15 protein-coding genes and 1 pseudogene are annotated in these 19,359 nt (G+C 69.4%); 7 read left to right on the top strand and 9 right to left on the bottom strand.

Annotation, left to right across the window (positions count from 1 at the left end; translation table 11 throughout):
* The first annotated feature begins 125 nt into the window (after nucleotides 1–125).
* Nucleotides 126–1,658: a two-component sensor histidine kinase gene (locus JGU66_09925; protein MBJ6761081.1), complete on the top strand. Its 1,533-nt coding sequence runs from the start codon at nucleotides 126–128 to the stop codon at nucleotides 1,656–1,658.
* Complete coding sequence (locus JGU66_09930; GenBank protein ID MBJ6761082.1) at nucleotides 1,655–2,350, top strand: response regulator transcription factor; 696 nt, start codon at nucleotides 1,655–1,657, stop codon at nucleotides 2,348–2,350. Before JGU66_09925 ends, JGU66_09930 begins: the two co-directional genes overlap by 4 nt.
* A 46-nt stretch (nucleotides 2,351–2,396) precedes the next feature.
* Here JGU66_09930 and JGU66_09935 read toward each other — a convergent pair whose 3' ends face one another.
* The 5 genes and pseudogenes from JGU66_09935 to JGU66_09955 all read right to left on the bottom strand — a co-directional run bounded on the left by JGU66_09935 (nucleotide 2,397) and on the right by JGU66_09955 (nucleotide 7,228).
* Nucleotides 2,397–2,858 (bottom strand): hypothetical protein, encoded by a 462-nt coding sequence (locus JGU66_09935; GenBank protein MBJ6761083.1) that lies wholly within the window; start codon nucleotides 2,856–2,858, stop codon nucleotides 2,397–2,399.
* 275 nt (nucleotides 2,859–3,133) lie between these two features.
* Complete coding sequence (locus JGU66_09940; GenBank protein ID MBJ6761084.1) at nucleotides 3,134–4,285, bottom strand: DUF4150 domain-containing protein; 1,152 nt, start codon at nucleotides 4,283–4,285, stop codon at nucleotides 3,134–3,136.
* A gap of 12 nt (nucleotides 4,286–4,297) precedes the next feature.
* Entirely contained in the window at nucleotides 4,298–5,347 is a 1,050-nt protein-coding gene (locus JGU66_09945; protein MBJ6761085.1) for a hypothetical protein, read from the bottom strand.
* Nucleotides 5,344–6,350 (bottom strand): annotated as a pseudogene (locus tag JGU66_09950) (DUF2169 domain-containing protein). Before JGU66_09950 ends, JGU66_09945 begins: the two are co-directional and overlap by 4 nt.
* 179 nt (nucleotides 6,351–6,529) lie before the next feature.
* Nucleotides 6,530–7,228: a class I SAM-dependent methyltransferase gene (locus tag JGU66_09955; protein MBJ6761086.1), complete on the bottom strand. Its 699-nt coding sequence runs from the start codon at nucleotides 7,226–7,228 to the stop codon at nucleotides 6,530–6,532.
* Nucleotides 7,229–7,434: 206 nt separating this feature from the next.
* Here JGU66_09955 and JGU66_09960 point away from each other — a divergent pair, with 206 nt between their 5' ends.
* Nucleotides 7,435–9,102 carry a hypothetical protein gene (locus tag JGU66_09960; protein MBJ6761087.1) on the top strand — a complete coding sequence of 556 codons (1,668 nt, stop codon included), beginning with the start codon at nucleotides 7,435–7,437 and terminating at the stop codon, nucleotides 9,100–9,102.
* 3 nt (nucleotides 9,103–9,105) lie between these two features.
* On the opposite strand, the gene JGU66_09965 is transcribed toward JGU66_09960, so the two are convergent.
* Nucleotides 9,106–11,784 carry an amidohydrolase family protein gene (locus JGU66_09965; GenBank protein ID MBJ6761088.1) on the bottom strand — a complete coding sequence of 893 codons (2,679 nt, stop codon included), beginning with the start codon at nucleotides 11,782–11,784 and terminating at the stop codon, nucleotides 9,106–9,108.
* 125 nt (nucleotides 11,785–11,909) lie between these two features.
* Between JGU66_09965 and JGU66_09970 the strand changes: the two genes are divergently transcribed.
* Nucleotides 11,910–13,274: a sigma 54-dependent Fis family transcriptional regulator gene (locus JGU66_09970; protein ID MBJ6761089.1), complete on the top strand. Its 1,365-nt coding sequence runs from the start codon at nucleotides 11,910–11,912 to the stop codon at nucleotides 13,272–13,274.
* Between the two features lie 16 nt (nucleotides 13,275–13,290).
* Here the strand turns inward: JGU66_09970 and JGU66_09975 are convergent, their stop codons facing one another.
* Nucleotides 13,291–13,959 carry a M15 family metallopeptidase gene (locus JGU66_09975; GenBank protein MBJ6761090.1) on the bottom strand — a complete coding sequence of 223 codons (669 nt, stop codon included), beginning with the start codon at nucleotides 13,957–13,959 and terminating at the stop codon, nucleotides 13,291–13,293.
* 280 nt (nucleotides 13,960–14,239) lie between these two features.
* Between JGU66_09975 and JGU66_09980 the strand changes: the two genes are divergently transcribed.
* On the top strand, nucleotides 14,240–14,890 hold the full coding sequence (locus JGU66_09980) for a DUF3332 domain-containing protein (protein ID MBJ6761091.1): 651 nt from the start codon (nucleotides 14,240–14,242) through the stop codon (nucleotides 14,888–14,890).
* Between the two features lie 61 nt (nucleotides 14,891–14,951).
* On the opposite strand, the gene JGU66_09985 is transcribed toward JGU66_09980, so the two are convergent.
* Both JGU66_09985 and JGU66_09990 read right to left on the bottom strand, forming a co-directional pair.
* Entirely contained in the window at nucleotides 14,952–15,506 is a 555-nt protein-coding gene (locus JGU66_09985; protein ID MBJ6761092.1) for a hypothetical protein, read from the bottom strand.
* Nucleotides 15,503–16,819 carry a hypothetical protein gene (locus JGU66_09990; protein ID MBJ6761093.1) on the bottom strand — a complete coding sequence of 439 codons (1,317 nt, stop codon included), beginning with the start codon at nucleotides 16,817–16,819 and terminating at the stop codon, nucleotides 15,503–15,505. The genes JGU66_09985 and JGU66_09990 overlap by 4 nt, the downstream gene beginning before the upstream one ends.
* Before the next feature lie 214 nt (nucleotides 16,820–17,033).
* Here JGU66_09990 and JGU66_09995 point away from each other — a divergent pair, with 214 nt between their 5' ends.
* Entirely contained in the window at nucleotides 17,034–17,687 is a 654-nt protein-coding gene (locus JGU66_09995) for a gluconate 2-dehydrogenase subunit 3 family protein (GenBank protein MBJ6761094.1), read from the top strand.
* On the top strand, nucleotides 17,684–19,336 hold the full coding sequence (locus tag JGU66_10000) for a GMC family oxidoreductase (GenBank protein MBJ6761095.1): 1,653 nt from the start codon (nucleotides 17,684–17,686) through the stop codon (nucleotides 19,334–19,336). The genes JGU66_09995 and JGU66_10000 overlap by 4 nt, the downstream gene beginning before the upstream one ends.
* The last annotated feature ends 23 nt before the right edge of the window (nucleotides 19,337–19,359 follow it).

The raw sequence follows: 19,359 nt of genomic DNA on the forward strand, positions 1-19,359 counted from the left end.
GCCCATCCCGGCTCCGAAAGTCGATTCCTTCCACACCGAGCGTCCGGGTGGCGGACAGTGCCACGCGCCCGCTGGGTGAAACGTCGCGAGCATGGGACGTTCGGGCCGTGTAAAGGTGGGGAGTCGTGTCCCGCCAAGCGCCCGTCATCCTCAGCTTCCGGCGCACCTTCGCGCTGCTGCTCCTGCTGGTCGTCCTACCGTCCGCGGGCCTCTCCGGCTTCGGCGTGGTGGCCATCATCAACGAGCGCGCCGCCGTGGAGAAACGCCTGGAGGCCGCCTGGCGCGGCACCCTGGAGACGCTCTCCCAGGAGCTGCCGCTCGCCATGGACTCCGGACGCCTGGAGGAGCTGGGCGGCGGCATCTTGCGCTTCGCGCTCCCCAACGGAGAAGTCCTCTCCGACCCCGACAGCACCTTCCACGTGGTGGATGGCAAGGTGAGCACCCTGGACCCGCAGCTCGCCGAGTCCCTGGTCACCCTGGTGCCAGAGGTGGGCGCGCTGCCCACCCGTCCCACGGTCTTCTCGCTGTCGGCCGGAGGCCGGGCGGTGCTGCTGGCCGCCGAGCGCGATGGCAACGGGGCGCGCGGCGTGCGGCTGTCCGGGCGAGCCGTGGAGGAGCTGCTGTCGGACAAGGCGGACCGGCGGGTGAGCAACTCAGAGCCCGTGCGCTTCGCGCTGCTCCCGGTGCCACGCGACGGGGGCGAGGGCGGGTTGGTGAACCGGCTCATGTCCGAGGTGGCGCAGGCGCGGCAGAACGCGCTGGGGCCGCCGGTGCTCGCCGAGCGGGTGCTGCCCTCGCCGCTCCAGGACTTCCGCCTGGTGGTGCTGCCCACGGGCGAGGACCCGGTGGCGCGCGCCTCCACGCGCAACCGCGCGGTGTATGGCGTGCTCTTGGGCCTGTTCTATCTGACGCTCACCTTCGGCGTCGTCTACACGGCGCGGGTGCTGTACCGGGAGGCCCGGCTGTCGCGCATGAAGACGGACTTCGTGTCGCTGGTGAGCCACGAGCTGCGCACGCCGCTCACATCCATTCGGATGTTCATCGAGACGCTCGCCCTGGGACGCTTGAAGGACCCCACGCAGACGCAGGAAGTGTTGAACCTGCTCACGCAAGAGACCGAGCGCCTGTCCAATCTCATCGAGCGGGTGCTCGACTGGGCGCGCATCGAGAGCGGGCGCAAGGTGTACCAGCGCGAGCCTCGGCCAGTGTCCGAGGCGATGGACATGGCGCTGCAGGCATTTCGCGCGCAGCGGCTGGAGGGCGGCATGGACCTGCGCGTGGATGCGCCGGCGTCCCTGCCCCGCGTGGAGATGGACCGCGACGCGGTGGCGGGCGCGCTGCTCAACCTGCTGCAGAATGCGTACAAGTACAGCGGTCCGACGGACCGGCGCATCCGGCTCACCGTGCACCAGAGCCGCAAGTGGGTGGAGCTGTCCGTGGAGGACAATGGCGTGGGAATCGCTTCCAAGGAGCGCCGCCGCATCTTCGAGCGCTTCTACCGGGTGGATAACCTGCTGACGCGAAAGACCGAGGGCAGTGGCCTGGGCCTGGCCATCTCCAAGCGCATCGTCGAGGCACACGGCGGCCGCATCACCGTGCGCAGCGAGGTGGGCAAGGGCAGCCGCTTCACCATCCACCTGCCGGTGAGCAAGGCATGAGCGAGGAGAAGACACAGCGCATCCTGGTGGTGGAGGACGACCTGTCCATCCTCACCGGCCTGTCCATGAACCTGCGCTTCGAGGGCTACGAGGTCCTCCAGGCGCAGGACGGGCGCACGGGCCTGGCTCGCGCGCTGGACGAGGCGCCGGACCTGATGGTGTTGGACCTGATGTTGCCGGAGCTCAACGGCTACGAGGTCATCCGCGAGCTGCGCCAGCGAGGCAGGGACACGCCCGTGGTGGTGCTGTCCGCGCGGAGCATGGAGACGGACAAGATTCTCGGGCTCAACCTGGGCGCGGACGACTACGTGGTGAAGCCGTTCGGGTTGCAGGAGCTGCTGGCGCGCATCAAGGCCGTGCTGCGCCGCCGCTACGGAGGACCGCCCGCGGCGCCGAGCGTGACGTTCGGAGACGTGAAGGTGGACCTGGGCCTGCGCACGGTGGCGCGCGATGGCCAGCCGGTGGAGCTCACCGCGCAGGAGTTCAAGCTGCTGGCCCACTTCCTGGCGCACCCTGGCCGCACCTTCACGCGCGAGGAGCTGCTGTCCGGCGCGTGGGGCTACAACTACGAAGGCAGCGCGCGCACGGTGGACAACTTCATGCGCCAGCTTCGCCTCAAGTTCGAGCCGGACCCCGAGGAGCCTCGCTACTTCCTCACCGTGCGCGGACTGGGCTACCGCTTCGAGCGCTGAGCCGCGGGGCTTACCCTTCATCAGGTGAGGGCCAGAGACCTGGCGCTCACCGAAGGGCGGGAGTCCATTCATAGACTTTGACGTCCACGGAGGTCTCCGCGGCGATAACGCCGAGGATCTTCCTGAGAACTCCTGCGTCGCTGCCTCCGAACAGACAGGCCTGAGTGTCGACAGGCCCGTCTCTCAATGCGCTTTTGCAAACCATGATCGCATCAGCCCGCTCGTACAGCCCACAGAAAGGCCCTGCGGGAGCAGGCTCCCTGAACCCCAAACTGCGCAAGAGCGGCGCAAGCTGAGACGGAACATCGGGCTCGTTGCTGGAGAAGACGCCCTCGCACTGCTGGGGCATCCGCTCAACCCCAAAGCTCATGAGGGCGCCCCACGACAACATCTCCCGCAACGTCTCGAACCGGTCGTGAAGTTCGCCGCCTCGCGCATGCCGCATCGTGACTCGCGCATCTGCTCGGGCTGGAGCATCGAGGTCGTAGAAGAGGTGTAGCGGCATCACCTCATCGGACGACTCCGCGATGAACAGGAACCGGGGATCTGCTGCGACCAACCCTTCTGAGTAACATGCCAGCACGCGCTGCGCGGAGAAGTCGAGTCTCGGATAGGCCAGCGGCCCCATGCCTTGCCCCATCCGAGACAGGAACCAGCGATAGAAGGCAGGCAACGGGCGGCCCGCAATCCGCTCGATTCGCGCAACCTCGTCAGACGGGGCGCCACGCCACTGCGCCGAGAGCCCGGGCACAACTCGCAAGAGCAACGCCTCCAACTCGGGCTCTAGTTCTTGTGCAGGCACTGCTCCTCCTTCTCGTCACCAGGGCACAGCATCAATGGGACAATGAGTTCGCAAGATCGACACGGGGGGACCGTCGAGCCATGCGCAAAGGGCTTCGCGACCACCTGAGCATTGCGCTCATCGAAGAACTGTATCGGGGCGGCTGTCGCATTGCCCTTGCTATGAAAGAACTGTTCCGTGAGTCCACTCGGGTAGGCACCTGCATCAAGAGCGAGCGCGAGGGTCTTCTGAGCAGCGCAGGTACCTGGTGGGTATGCCGCAGGCCCCGAGCGGTTGAGCGAGCTCTTCTCTGCACGGATGTCAGCCACGTCCCAAACTGCTTTCGCGTTCAGATCCCCGAAGCGCGCCACCAGGAAGTCCCTCATCCGAGCACGCGTCGCAGCGTAGACCTTGTCATCCGCATCTGGGACATCGATTGAGAGGGACCCAGCGGGCGCGTGCCATCCCAGCTGCGTCACGGCTTCACTGAACTCCCGCAGCGTCACGGCGGACTGGTCCGCGTATTTCTTTCCGCACTTGCACTGGACCACTCCCAGCATCGTTACCAGACGGCGCCCCTTCTTGGCGTTGACCATTGTCTCGAGCTTTGCGGCCAGGGCGGCGGCATCCACCTTCGTTTCCTTCGTCTCCTCCAAGGCTCCGTGCTGCGCCTTGCACAGGGGGCATTGCTCATTCCCGTCGACCACCGTGACCAGACCGGTGTGCTGAAGCACCCCCATCATCGTCGCCGAGTTCGCCGGGCTCCCGCTCGGTCCGCAGTTGTTCAGCATCGGGTCCCCGAGCAGATGGACGTTCTTGCCCTCGATCTTCACGTCCATGGACCCAGGCCCCACGAAGCTCGTGGGACCTTCCACGTTCGCGGAGACCAGTCCGCCCCCAGTCCCCTTGCTGGCCGCATCTCCCTCGGAGCCGAAGGTGGCTCCCCGAATCGCGACCTTCTTGCCTTCAATCGTGACGCTCGTTGAGTAGTTCTTCGGATCCGTCCCGCTCTTGCCGATATTGGGCAGTGGCGTCGGCACGAACGGAGCCGGCGGCCCTGGCATTGTGCACATGTTGGGCAACGTGGCCGCGGCAATCCCATCAGACCCTTCTGTCACCGGAGTCTTGGGCGCATTCACTGACACTTTCGGCATCGGAATGACTCCTCATGACACCTGCGGCGCTTGCAGGAGCATGGCGCCCCGCAGCCCCGAATCGGAACCTGCCATCACCAGTGCACGGGGCCCTCGCGCATACCCGCGCGCGAACGCACGAATCGCCAGGATGCCCCCAAGCGCTCCGAACGCGGCCCCCACATCCCCCCAGCAATCACTGGGGGCCTTGTACCCAGTTGATTTCCACACCGATGGCGCGCGCAGAGCCACGAAGCCCCACTCCTCACTGCGGTAGCGCTCACCATTGATGTCTGCGTAGACAGCGTCGGCGCTTTCCCGGGGAAGTTCGAGTCCCGAGACGGCGCCGTGGACGGCTCGGGTCATCCCCACGCCCAGCGAACCGGTGTCACTGTCGCGCAGGAGCTGCTCCTGCGCCGTGCTCGCCCCTCGCACCGTGGCCAACGAAGGGAGGTTCAGGCGACGGCGCATGCCCGGATTCATCAGCACCAGGGCCCCCACTCCCTCGCCAGGCGTGAACCCACTGCGGACTCCTGGCTGCGCGAACCGACGGTTCCGCTCCAACCACTCGAACGTCTCCGGGTGGAGATAGCTCTCAGCGCCGAGCACCAGAAACACGCCATCCCTGCGCTCAGCGCCCGCGCGCAGGACTCGGTCGACGGCCTGAATGGCGCCAGCGTGTCCCCGCCCCGCAATCTCGACACGCGCATGGGGCGTCTTTCCCTGAAAACGCGCGGCCACGGAGTCAGCAAGCCAGGCCGCGTCGCCCTCGGAGAACCCCGGGCGGGTTTCCGGGAGCGACAGCAACACATCGAGCCTTCCCCCCAAGAAGACCTTCGGGTCGAGCTTGGTCTCGAGTTCCTCCAGGACACTCTCGACCATGGGCTTCAGGCGGTCTCGGCCGTCGAGTCCACGCCCGAGAAGTGAGTCAGCGGCAACCACGACGGGGGACCCGCGCGCATCCACGAAGGGATACTCAGCGTAGCGCGAGATGCCCGCACGCACTGCCGCCGCGCTGCTCTCCGCCGAGTGCCCCACGGGCGTCCGTGCGCCAACGGCCACCACATCAACCTGGGCGCTCATCGCGAACCTCCGAGTTCGACGACTTCCGTCTCGTCCAGATAGTCCGCGTCCGAAGCACGGACTCGCAGGGCGCTCTGCCACACCAACGCGAGGCGTCTGTCTTCAGGCTCCACGAGAACTGTCACCAAGCGACCGCCGTGCTGCTCTCGCCGCGTGCCAATGCGCGTCACAAATCCGAGCGAGATGCGCGGCAGCTCGAAGCGCAGCACGCCGTCGGGCGTCATGTTCAGGAGTTCGACTCGCTCCGCCCCGACCAGGAAGGTCTCGGTCCGCTGGTCCGTGGGAGCACTCAGCGCGAAGGTGGCATCGAAGTCATCCGGAAGCAGCGGCTTCTTCGATTGCGCCCACTCCACGTCATACGTTCCCGCGAACTTGCGTCGCGGCATCCAGGCTGCGTCGATGGCGCCAAATCCCGCCGGTCCCACTTCCGAGGGAACACCCCGGGGATACTCGATGGAATGGGCAAGCGTTCCATCCACATGGGCGTCTCGGACACCCTAGCCACGCCCGATGGGGTTCCGTTCGTCGAGGCGATGCTCGCGCGGGTCAGGCGCGGTGACATCCTTCCCCCCAAACGCCAATTCATATCGAATCGGGCGCGTGGTGAAGGGCCGAGGCGTCGTCACTTTCACGCCGCGCCAGCCGGCCTCATACAAGCGCTCCCCATGAACGAGCAGTTCCTTGGAGAGCCGCCCCACCCGCAGCGAGACCGGTACCGTTCGAGCAGGCGTTCCTCGCGGCGCATGGGCATGAGCGTTGACCAGGACGTCCGTTCCTGGCTTCGCAGCGAGAAGCTCGGAGTCGTAGCGCAGGCTCGATTGACCGGGCTCGCCAAAGTATTCGGGCACCAATATCGGAGGCCGCTGCGCGTCCGCGAGCAGCAGCGTTCCCCTGGCGCAATGGCAAACGTGGCCTTGACTGCGACAAGCCACCAATGGACCCCGTGTTTGTCGCGAGTCCAGTTGCGCTCAACCGCGAACGCAGTGCGATTCTTTACCCCCACATGGAGGAGGACGTTAGGGAGCCACCATTCCACTGTCAAAGACTGCTCAGGAAGCCAGGCGCGAGTGGCTTTGGAAGGGCTTGGCAGGCGAGGCGCAGGGAGTCGTCAACTTCCCAACAGTGTGCAGTTGGCCCAGACGGACTCCGCGGAGAAGCGAACCGTCGAGGTCGCCGCGGGGCTCACAGCCCCGCGACCCCGAGGTAGCGGCTGTCTTCCAGGTCGAAGGGCTTGCCGTCGAAGCGGCCGTAGCGCTCGCGCGGGGTGAGGCCGATGGCCGTGAGCGCGGCCTCCAGTTCGTCCGGCGTGAAGTGGCGCAGCTTGAGCCTTCGGATGGGGCTGGCTCCGCCGGGCACGCGACGCTCGCGCAGGTGCCGGGCGAACAACGGACGCTTCGGCTCCACCGCTCCACCCGGTGCATCTTCGTCACGCGCGAGCACCGGCTCACGGGGGGCGTTGAGCACGTCGAAGACGAACGTCCCGCCCGGCGACAAGTGGTGGCGCACCGTGGCCAGGAAGCCATCCAGGTCATCGCGCGTGGACATCAGGCCGAGCGCATGCTGCGGCGCGAGCACCAGCGGGAAGCGCTCCTCCAGACGCAGCGCGCGCGGATCCACCGAGTGGAAGCGCACGCGCGCGGACACGTCTTCGGATTCGACGCCGCGGCGCTCCTCGGCCAGGCGGACCATCACCTCGGACGGGTCCACGCCCACCACCGTGAAGCCATGGCCCGCGAGCGCCCACGGCACCCGACCGTTGGCCGAGCCCAACACCAGCACCGGTCCGCCGTGCTCGGTGGCCTGTCGCGTGTAGAAGAGAAGGTCCGGCTCCTGTCCCACCAGGGACAGCGGGGTCCGCCCGCGCGCATCGTTCCCAGACATTTGCCCAGGCACTAGCACGGTTCGGGCTCGGGCCGGGACCTCCCGTACCCAGGATGGGAAGTCGGCTGCCCACCCCCTGTCCGAGAGCGGACGCCCCGCGCGGCTCGGACTCCCGGATTCCCTGGCATCGGGCTTGCGAGGCCGCGGATGGGGAAGCGGGCCTCCCTACGAGTGCCCGACTTTTCCTCCTGGGGGATGGGCGGCCTATGAAGCGGGGATGGAGAGCGACCCAAGCGCTCGTCATGGCGAGCGCGATGTGGCTGGCGGGGTGTGGTTCGAGCGGAGGTCACCCGGCACAGGGAGATGAGGACGCCTCCACGGACCCGACGGGAGAGCCAGGACCTCCGGACTCAGGCACCGACCTCGGGGACGGCGGAGACTCGATACCGGACGCAGGCGACGATGCGGGTACTCCGGACGCAGGCCCTCCCGACGCGGGGTCGGATGCGGGCACTCCGGACGCGGGCCCTCCCGACGTGGTGCTCACCTTCCCCGCGACGCCGGGCTGGCAGTTCTACGGCCCCCAGCAAGGCGGTCCGCGCTTCGTCTTCGCGGTGTCGTCCGACCAGGGCGGCAACATCTGGGTGGCGGGCGGCGAAGAAGGGCTCTTCCTGCTGAAGAAGGGCGAGGCCACCTTGCGCCACTTCACGATGGCGGACGGACTGCATCCCTACGGCCTCATGCGCGACGGCAAGGGCGGCCCGCCGCCCGGGGACAAGTACCTCAAGGTCATCTCCGTGGCCGGAGGCAAGTCCGGCACGGTGTTCGTGGGCTACGAGGGCAAGCCCGTGGCGAAGGGCAAGCCCACGTGCGAGGACGAGTGGGACCAGGCGGACAACGAGGGCCGCCCGCCCGACGCGAGCGTCTACAAGAGCGGTGACGCGGACAAGGTCTCGCTCCAGCAGGACGGCACGCTGCACGTCGTGCACTACGACATCCACACGGGGCCCAACAAGATCGCCGTGGAGAAGCGCGGGCGCGAGAAGGTCTGCACCATCTACCGCATCGCGTATGACCCCAAGACGAGCAGCGTGTGGTTCGGCGGCAACCACGGCTTCGCTCGCGGCGACGCGGAGTTCGATGGGCACGTGCCCTCGTGGTGCTTCGACCCGCGGCCGTACACCCAATCGGGCTTCCGCTGGGACTACGTCTGCACGGGCGTGCTCGAGCACGTGCACCCCGCCATCAACGGCAGCGCGCCCAATGGCGGCGACGTGCTCCTGACGGACCGCTACTTCGGCGTGGCCGTCACCGAGAACAGCGACGTGTTCTTCGGCGGGCAGATCCGCTCGACGCGCTTCTATTACGGCTCCAACGCCAACAATTACTGGGAGGCGCAGAAGCAGACGGAGAACGCGCCCTACGTGTCCAACCGCATCGACATCTGGCAGGACCACGTGCAGGGCGAGAGCTGGCCCTACCCCACCGAGGCGGACCGCGTGGACGACCACGTCTCCGCGATGTCCATGGCGGACAACGGCGACGTCTGGGTGGCCTCGTTCACGCACGGCCTCGCGCGGCTCAGCCCGAGCGGACAACTCCAGGGCACCGTGACGAGCCAGCTCATCAACTACACGCCCGCGGGCCGAGGCAAACCCGCCATGGCGCCCACGTCCGCCGTCGCGGTGGACCATTGGGACGGCAGCGTGTGGGCCGGCGGCAACTGGTGGGGCGGCATCACCCGGTTGAAGGGGGGCTCGGCGATTCCGTATGGAGACGCCGCGCTGGGACGTCAGCTCATCTTCGGCAGCGTGGCGGACATCCAGATGGACCGCTCCAGCCCCAATCGGAAGGTGCTCGTCGGCTTCGCGGGCTACCTGGGCACCGATGGGCGCGTCGTCCCGGGCGCCCTCGGCATCTACACGGGCGAGTGAGCGCTACCGGGGAACGGTCCGGTACTTCTCCAGCAAGGCCTGCTGCCGGCTGACCAGTGACACCTGCCGCCCCGCGAGCCACATGCCCAGCGGGCGGCTGGACACCTCCAGCGGGTCTCCGTTCCAGAGCACCACGTCCGCCGTGGCGCCTGGAGCAATCCGGCCGACGTCCAGGTTGAACGCGTCGGCCACGTTGGCCGTCATCGCGCGCAGGGCCTCGGTGTGCGGCAGGCCCCAGGCCACCGCGTTGCCCGCCTCCTGCGCCAGCGTGCGCACCATGCCGGGCTCGCCCATCCCCGAGACGAGGACCTTCACCCCGGCTTGCGTCAGCAGCACCGCCGCATCCAATCGGCTGCTCAGTCTGTCGAAGTCCGCGGGCAGGTTCTGCGTCGGCTGGAGGATGACGGAGACCTTGGCCGCGGCCAGCTCCGGCGCCACCCGCCACGCCTCGCCACCTCCGGCGAGCACGAGCCTCAGGTTGTACTCGCGCGCGAGTGACAACGCCGCGCGGATGTCCGACTCACGGTCGGCGTGGACCACCACGGGCATCGCGCCCGCGAGCACCGGCTGCAGCGCCTCCAGGTCCAAACGACTCGCCGCCAGCTCGCGCAGCCGACGCGTGTCGAACTCCGCCTTGCGCCGACCGTACTCGCGCGCGTCGAACAACAGCTCGCGCAGCCGCTCCAACACCATGGCGCGCGAGCCCGAGACCGCGTTGCGCCCCAACAGCCCCAGGTTCACGTGCATGGCCAGCGACGCGCGACGCAGCCGTCCGTCCGTGTCCACCGCGGCGCTCTGCCCCGCCACCAGTCCTCCCGAGGGTACCGACACCACGCTCGTCACGCCGCCCAGGCGCGCCACCGGGAACGCCGCCGACGCGGGGTTGAGGCTGTCACTCGCCTGAAGCGCCGCGCGCAGGTCCTTCTTCGCCGCGTCGCCGCGCGGGCTCTCGTCCTGCGTCGAGTCCTCCTGCAGCACCTCCACCAGGCCCAGCCCGGTGAACGGCTCCACGAAGCCCGGCGTCAGCACCCGGCCCTTCCCGTCCACCTCGCGACATCCCGCGGGCGCCGAGACGCCCGCGCCCACCCGCGCCACCTTGCCGCCGTCCACCACCACCGTGGCGTCGCGCAGCCACTCCGCGCCGGTGAAGGCCGTCACGCCGCGGAACACGGTGCAGGCCCCCGGCTCCACCGCCAACGGGCGCGAGCACGTGGCGTCCTTGCCCGACTCGCAGCGCGCCGTCAGTCCCAGCGCCGCGAGCGTGGGCGCGGACGCGGGACGCGCCACCAGGTGGCCTGTGGCCTCGGCCAGCGCGCCCACCTCGAAGTCGCTGTCGTCCACCGGGCCCGTGGCGGCGTCAAACGTGACGACGCCGTCCGCCCAGACGCGCTCCGCCCGCGCGTAGACGCTCAGCGGATGTCCGCGCCACAGCACCACGTCCGCCATCTTCCCCGGCTCCAGCGAGCCGGTGACGTCGTCCACGCCCATCACCCACGCGGGATGGAGCGTCACCCAGCGCAGCGCCTCCTCCTCGGAGATGGGGATGCCCGCCTCACGCGCGCGCCACAGCGCCTTGGCCGCCTCCTGGTTGAGTCGCTGGATGCCATAGGGCGAGTCCGAGTGGATGACAGCCCGGCCTCCCGCCTGGGACACCAGCCCCGCGTTCTCCGGGATGCCGTCCCACGCCTCCAGCTTGTAGCCCCACCAGTCCGCCCAGGTGGCCACCGCCACGTGCTCGCGCGCCAGCGCGTCTCGCAGCTTGTAGGCCTCCAGCCCGTGGTGGAAGGCGCGAATCTGGAAGCCCGCCTCGCGCGCCACCTGGAGCATCACGGCCATCTCGTCCGCGCGGTAGCAGTGGTTCTGCACCAGGATGTGGCCGCGCAGCACCTCCGCCAGCGTCTCCAGCTTGAGGTCGCGCAGCGGCGCGGGCCCCGCCTCCTCGCCCTGCTTCTCGTGCTTGCGGCGCCAGTCGTCCCACTTGTCCAGGTACTCGCGCGCCTGCGCGAAGGCCTGTCGGTAGCCCGCCACGTTCCCCATCCGGGTCGACGGCGCCACCTTCTTCTCCAGACCGTATGTGTTCCGAGGATTCTCGCCGCACGCCATCTTCAGCACGTCGCGAGCGCCCGGGAAGCGGACCTCGGCGGCGGAGCGTCCGAAGTGCAGCTTCACCGGGAAGCCGCGCCCGCCAATCAGGTTGGCGCTGCCGGGCAGCACCAGCAGCGACGTGACACCGCCCGCCGCGGCTCGGCGCAGGCCCGGGTCCTGCGGCCAGAAGGAGTGCTCGGCGGAGACCTCGGCGGTGACGGGGGCCGTGGCCTCGTTGCCGTCGTCGTTGGAGAAGCTGGCCGGCGAGGAATAGACGCCCAGGTGGCTGTGCGCGTCGATGATCCCCGGGGTGACGTACATCCCGGTGCCATCCACCTCCTCGGCGCCGGGCGGCGAGCGCACCTCGGAGTCCCGTCCCACCGCGACGAGCTTTCCGTCCACGAACGCCACCGCGCCGTCCGCGATGGCCGGACCCGAGGCTGGCATCACCGTGGCATGACGCACCACCACCGCCCGAGCCTGCGTCCACGTCCGGCTGGGCGCGGAGGGCTCGCGCAGTTCCTTGGAGTCCGGGAGCGTGGGCGGGACGGTCGCGCAGGCCGTCACGAGGAGCAGCAGGCAGGAGCGCTTCATCATGGGGGGTCGGTCGTACCACGAGCGCCCGGGCCTCGCCCGCGCCTGCCCGGCAACGGGGCGACCGCGATGGCAGGACGCAGGAAATCACCACGCGGCGCGAAGCCGTCTAGAATGCCGTCCCGTTCATGCCCCCCTTTCCTCCGTCCCCCATCCCCACGCACACGGTCGTCGGCACACGGGCACAGGGGGAGCGGCTGTCCGCACAGCAGTTCCACCTGGTGCTCCTGGATACCGAGCGCGCTGGCACCGTCTATCCACTCGCCAATGAAGCCCTGCGCGTCGGGAAGTCGTCCGACAACGACGTCGTCATCGACCACCCCACGGTGAGCCGCAACCACCTCGTCGTGCAGCGCCAGGGAGATCGCTTCCTCGTCCAGGACCTCGGGTCCACCAACGGCACGTTCCTCGACGGCGCCCAGGTGCGCGAGGCGTACCTGCGCCCCGGCGCGCTGCTGGAAGTGGGCGACGTGCGCCTGCGCTTCAGCCCGCAGATGGCGCCCGTGCAGGTGGAGCCCACGGTCGAGGACCGGCTGGGCGACCTGGTGGGCCGCAGCGTGCCCATGCGGCAGATTTTCGCGCTGCTCCAGCGCATCGCGCCCACGGACTCCACCGTGCTGCTGGTGGGCGAGACGGGCTCGGGCAAGGGCGCGGGCGCCAAGGCCATCCACAAGTTGAGCCCGCGCGCGTCCGGGCCGCTCGTCGTCTTCGACTGCGCCAGCGTCTCCGACTCGCTCATCGAGAGCGAGCTGTTCGGCCACGAGAAGGGCGCGTTCACCGGCGCGGTGAGCCAGCGCATCGGGTGCCTGGAGCGCGCCAACGGCGGCACGCTGTTCCTGGATGAAATCGACGACCTCGCGCTGGACCTGCAGCCCAAGCTGCTGCGCGCCATCGAGGATCGCGAGTTCCGCCGCCTGGGCGCCTCGACCCCCATCTCCTTCAACGCGCGCATCGTCGTGGCCAGCAAGAAGGACCTGTGGGCGGAGACGCAGGCCGGCCGCTTCCGCGAGGACCTCTACTTCCGCCTGTCTGTCTTCACCGTCGTGCTGCCGTCCCTGCGCGACCGCAAGGAGGACATCCCGCTGCTGGTGGAGGCCTTCGCCGGCGAGGGCCTGTGGGCGCGGCTGCCGGAGAAGATTCGCGAGCAGTTCCTCGGGCACACGTGGCCGGGCAACGTGCGCGAGCTGCGCAACGCGCTGGAGCGCGCCCGTCACATGGTGGACATCCCCGAGCTGGCGGGGGACAGCCTGCTGCGCGAGTTCACCCGGGACGTGCCGGCGGCCGAAGGCGACTCGCTCTCGGTGGAGTTCACCGGCCCCTTCAAGGTCTGCAAGGACGACCTGGTGCGCGCCTTCGAGCGCGAGTACCTCACGCGCCTCCTAGGCCGCGCCCGGGGCAACATCGCCCGCGCCGCGCGCGAGGCCGAGCTGGACCGCAAGCACCTGTACTCGCTGTTGCACAAGTACGGGCTGGTGCAGAGCGAGAGCGACTGACGCGGGGCCGCGGGCCTCAGGGCGCGCGGCACGCCGGGTCCAACAGCTCCGGCCGGTACTCGAAGTGCATCGTGTCGTAGTGGTACCAGCGCCCTCCCCAGATGAAGCCCTCGGCCTCGAAGGCGTCCACGAGCACCTGGGGGATGGCGTTGGCCCAGCGCACCGGCTCCTTGGGCTTCTGCCATTCCCAGTAGTGCGAGCGCGCCACGTTCAGGTCGAGCGACACGCCGTAGGAATGCGCGCTCTGCCGCTTCGTGTTCGCGATGGTCCGCCAGTTGAACGTGCCGCCCACCTTGCTCACGAACGGGCGCAGCGACGCGTCGGCCGCGAGCAGCGCCTCCACGCGCTCGGCCACGCGGCGGAACGCGGGCGCCACCTTCGCGTGCACCCGCAGCGTCGTGCCCGCGAAGACGACTGGCACCAGCGCCGCGCGGACCTGCTCGGCGGAAGCGCCGTAGGTGGCGTGGAACAGCGGATCCCACCGGATGCGGCCCGGGTCATCATTCACGCCCGTCACGGGCACCACCGGCCCGGCCCGGTACGGCAGCGACAGCGTGTCCTCCAGGTCCGGTGCGTCCAGGCGCTCGTCGAACGACTTCACGCGCCCATCGTCGAACGGATACGTGGGCCCCTCCGCCGCGAGCTGGAAGCCCCAGCGCCCCCCTTCTTCCTGGACGGGCCGCACCGCCGGGTACCACTTCGCCAGGCACGCGAGCGCGGCGGGCGGAGCGGCGCTGCCCGCGTCAGGCCCGGAGGCCCAGGCAGCGGACGAGGATGCGACGAGGACGAGCAGCGTAAGGCGCGGAAGCCGGAGGGGGATGGACACGGGGCGGCATCTTCTCACCCCCGGACGCGGAGGGGGACCCAATGGCAGGCATTGGACATCTCTTCAAAACCCGCCCAGTCGTATGAACCCTCGTGGCATGGTGACACGGGATTCGCTGTCAGCCCCCCATTCAAGGAGGATGAAGATGCGTCGATCTCGCTGGCTCGGAGTGACGGTTGCGGGCTTCCTGGCGCTGCAGGCCACGGGATGCTTCGGGTCGTTCGGCCTGACTCGGAAGATCTGGCAGTTCAACAAGGACGTGTCGGGGAACAAGTTCGTCCAGTGGCTCATCTTCCTCGTCTTCGTCATCGTCCCTGTCTACGAGCTGGGCACGCTCGCGGACGCGCTCGTCGTCAACAGCATCGAGTTCTGGTCCGGTGACAAGGTGGTGGGCAGCGCGGACAGCCCGGACGGCAACACGCGCATCGTGCGCCTCAACGACACGGACACGCTGGAGATGTCGCGCGACGTGGAGACCGGCGTGATGCGCATGGAGCTGCGCCGCGAGGGACAGGCGCCGGTGGTGCGCTACTTCGAGCCGCTCGAGGACGGCATGGTCGCGCGCGACGACACGGGCGCCCTGCTCATCCGCGCGCAGGAGCAGCAGGATGGCGCGGTGGTGGTGACCAACGCCGAGGGCACCGCGCTCACCGTGCACGCGCGCGACGCCGTGGACACCGCGCGCCAGCTGTTCCTCCAGGGCGGCGCCGAGGCCCTGGCCCAGTACGCCACGCACCAGGCCCCGCTCGCATCGCAGGCCCTGGCGCTCAACACCTGCGCGGCGCGCTGAAGCCCCTCCGCGCGGACCGACCGCGGAGCCCCCTGAAGGGCTCCGCGCGTCACCCCGCGACTCAGGGCTGCTCGGGAGGCGGCTTCACCTCGCCCGTCTCGGGGCCGAAGCCCGCATCGAGCGCGGTGGCGGAGAAGGTGCCTTCCATGCTGCGGCCGGCGCCGTAGGCATCGCCCTTGCGGAACGACAGCGAGAAGTCACCCGAGGTGGCCTCACCCGGGTTGCCGCCCTTGTCGAGCACCAGGTCTCCGCGCTCCACGGGGCCGAACATGCGCGCGGGCTCGCCCGCCGCCACGTGCACCACCGAGGCGCGGTCCTTGCCCGAGGGCGTCGTGCCGCCCAGCGGAAGCTTGGCCCCCGGCTTGAGGTCCAGGCCCTCGGTGTCCACCGTGAGGCGGGCGACGAGGTCCACGTCCATCCCGTTGTTGCGGAAGTAGCTGACCTGGAACGCCTCGGCGTTGCGCCGCACCTCCACGCGCGACACGTCGCCCGTGGGGAACAGCTCCGACACGCTGCCCGACAGGGAGTTGTCCCCCCGTCCACACGCGAGGATGCCCGCCGCGCACGCGAGGCCCGCGAGCCCCAAAGACACGAGCCCCCGGCCTCCGCGCGTCATCGCTCCACCGCGAGCGTGAGGGTCCCCGAGGACGGCACGCGATAGAGCACCACGCGCTTGCCCGACGACAGGAACGCCAGCTTGGGAGACCAGCCGCCCGCGCTGTCCACCAGCACCTCGCGCCACGTGCCGGAGATGCGCGTGGAGATGAGGAGCTGATCATCCGCGGGCGTGCAGCTCGTCTCGTTGCGGCCCGCCTCCTGCGAGCAGACGTGGAACGCGATGGCCGGCTCGTGCGTGGTGGGGTCGAACGCCAGCGACGGATACCAGCCGCCCGAGCCCGCCTGGAACACCGGGAACGGCAGCGACCAGTCCCCCGCCACCGTGCACTTCGTCGCGGTGGTGCCAGCGCACTCCGTATACGTGAGGCGGTCCGAGTTGCGGTCCACCACCGCGATGCCGAAGCCCTCCTGCGTGTCGTACGCCAGCGAGGCGCCGAGCTGCGTGTTGCCCACCGCCTGGACCTGCAGCGGCGCGGACCACGTGGCGCCATCCGCGGTGCGCCGCTGGAAGAACACGTTCTGGCCCGTGGCGTCCGGTCCACCAAAGGCCTGGTCGCTCACGAGCGCCGGCTGTCCGCCCGCCATGATCATGTTGATGTGGCCACCGTAGGCCTTCTTGGAGTCACCGCCCGCGGCGACCACGCGGTGCTGCCACGTGGTGGGGCCACCCGTGGCCACCTCCAGGTCGCTGCCCGCCCAGTCCTGCTGCGGGAACTGGCCGTCGTGTCCATCGCGGTACGCCACGATGGCCTCCGAGCCCGAGAACACGAGCGCGGGGTTGAGCCCCACCAGCAGGCCCGTGTCGCTGACGGCGTTGCCCGCGCGGGCCTCGTCGCCCCGGCGCACCGCGATGCGCTCCGTCCAGGTGCCCTGGGCGTTGCGGTACGACAGCGCCATGTCGCTCTGGAACCAGAGCACGGATTGATCGCTCCCGCCGCCCAGGTAGGCCACCACGGGCTGACCGTCCGGCCCGAACGACAACGACACGCCGAACACGCGCTGCACCGTGGCGATGGCCTCGAAGGTGCTCGCCACCTGACCGTCGCGCACCTCGCGGTAGCGCAGCTGGAAGTCCTTGTCGTTCAGCTTGGCGAAGTACACCACGCCGATGCGATCCTGCGGCCCCACCGCCATGGCGATGGACGAGATGCGGTGCAGCTCGCTGGGGTCGGCGTCGACGGTGAGCCGCACGAAGGGCGAGCCCGCGTTCGGATCCTCTCCGGGCTTGGGTCCACCATCCGGGTTGCCCGGCTTGTCGTTGCCACACCCCAGCGCGAGCGCCAGGCACAGCGCATAGGCGTGCCGTCTCATGTGCATCGTCTCCTTGGTTGTCTGCCGCATCGGGACGCCATCCTATTCCAGCGTCCCACGCGTGCACCTCGCGCGAATGCACGCCTGCCCGTCGCCAACGCGTCGCGAGGCGGAGTGGTGGCTGCACCCCACATGACGTGGACTCTCACCCTCACTTCGCGATGCAGTAGCGATGCAATACAGCGCGCCAGACACGCGCTAGGCTTCGGGGCCTATGGCTCGCGCGCGTCCGTCCTCGAAGCGTCTGTCTCGGCGCTCCTTCATCCAACGCCTGACATTCCTGGGAGGTGGCGTGGTGCTGCTGGGCGGCATCGCGTGCAAGCGCGGCTCGGATGCGCCGCCTCCGCCCGCCCCCCCCGCGTCCACTGGCACCACGGCGAAGGGACAAGCGCTGCGCACCTTCTCGCGCTTCGAGTACGCCACCGTGGCCGCCGCCGCCGAGCGATTGCTGCCGCGCGACGAGGACCCCGGCGCGCTGGACGCGGACGTGCCGATCTACATCGACCGCATGCTCCAGACGCCCGAGCTGACGCAGATGCGCCATGACTTCGTCACCGGCCTCGCCGCGATGGAGCGCCGCGCGCAGCGCATGTTCCAGACGGGCTTCGCGCAGGCCACGCCCGCGCAGCAGGACGAGCTGCTCGCCATCTTCAAGGACAGCCCGCAGGGCAGCGGCGAGGCGCACTTCTTCGAACTCCTGATGGTGCTCTCGCTGGAGGGCTTCCTCGGAGACCCGTCCTACGGCGGCAACCAAGGCAAGGTGGGCTGGCGCCTCATGGGCTTCGACATGGTGGGCACCGTGGCCATGGCGCCGCCCGAGGGCTACGACGGCCCGAAGTGCCTGCGCGAGTGCGGGAGCCACCGGTGAGCAAGCCCGAGGTGGATGTCTGCATCGTCGGCAGCGGCGCGGGCGGAGCGCCCCTCGCGTTGGAGCTGGGCCGCGCGGGCTTCAAGGTCGTGGTGCTGGAGAAGGGCGCGCATTACCAACCGCGCGACTTCGTCCACGACGAGATCCTCAACAGCCGCCGCAACTTCTTCATGCCGCTGCCCTGGGAAGAGCCGCACCTGGTGCGCCGCGGCCCCAAGGAGCGCTACGAGCGCAGCAACACCGCGTGGACCGCCAACTGCGTGGGCGGCGGCACCGTGCACATGAGCGGCTACTTCTACCGGCTCAAGCCGGTGGACTTCCGCCTGCGCTCCACGCTCGGCCCCATCCCCGGCAGCACGCTGGCGGACTGGCCCATCTCCTACGAGGACCTGGCGCCCTTCTACGACAAGGCCGAGGCCGAGATGGGCGTGTCGGGTCAGGCCGTGGCCCATCCCTTCTTGGAGCCGCGCTCCGGCCCCTACCCCCTTCCTCCGCTCGACACGCACCCCATCTCGGGAGAAATCGACAAGGTGTGCTCGGCGCTCGGCTGGCACTCGGTGCCCACCGCGCGCGGCATCATCAGCCGCCCGTACAAAGGCCGCTCCGCCTGCGCGTACTGCGCGCTGTGCGGCAGCTACGGCTGCGAGATGGGCGCCAAGAGCGGCACCAACGCCAGCCTCATCCCCGCCGCGCTCGCCACGGGCAACGTGGAGCTGCGTCCCGGCTGCATGGCGCGCTCCATCGAGGTGGACGCGCGAGGCCGCGCCCGCAGCGTCGTCTACCTGGACCCCGACGGCGTCGCGCAGGAGCAGCCCGCGCGCATCATCGTGTCGTCGTGCACCGCGGTGGAGAGCGCGCGCCTGCTCCTCAACTCCACGTCCAACCGCTTCCCCAAGGGGCTGGCCAACGGCAGCGGGCTGGTGGGCAAGAACCTCCTGTTCAGCTCGTTCGGCGAGTCGCGCGCCACCTTCCGTATTTCCAAGCAGAAGGCCGCGCGGCCCTGGCTCACGGACCCCTCGCCCTTCGTGAACCGCAGCCTCCAGGACTTCTACCTGATGCCGGACGCGCGCTTCGGCTTCCGCAAGGGCGGCACGCTCGGCTTCATGTGGACGCACCCCAACCCCATCTTCGCGGCGGTGGGGATGGCGGGCTCGGGCAAGAACGGCGTCTTCGGCAAGGAGCTGAAGGACCGCATGCGCGCGTATCGCGACTCGCGCATCCTCCAGTTCGAGGTCTACGCGGAGTTCCTCCCCACGCCGGGGACGGCCGTCACCGTCGAGTCCGGCGTGAAGGACAAGTACGGCATCCCCGTGGCCGCCATCACGTTGGACCGGCACCCCATGGACTTCGCCGCCACGCGATTCCTCGTGGACCGCGGCGAGGAGGTCCTCATGCGGTTGGACCCGGATGACGTGCAGCGCGTGGGCATCGCGGGCGAGACGACCATCCTCCAGCACGGCACGTGTCGCTTCGGAGACGACCCGGCCAGCTCGGTGCTGGACAAGAACTGCCGCGCGCACGAGGTGCCCAACCTCTACGTCGTGGACGGCAGCTTCATGCCCACCGGAGGCAGCGTGCCCTCCACGCTGACCATCGCCGCCAACAGCTTCCGCGTGGCGGACCACCTGGTGCGCACGCTCAAGGGGTAGAGCCGCGACGGCGCGAGCGCCCT

This window comes from Myxococcaceae bacterium JPH2, assembly GCA_016458225.1.
In the GTDB taxonomy this organism is placed as follows: Bacteria; Myxococcota; Myxococcia; order Myxococcales; family Myxococcaceae; genus Citreicoccus.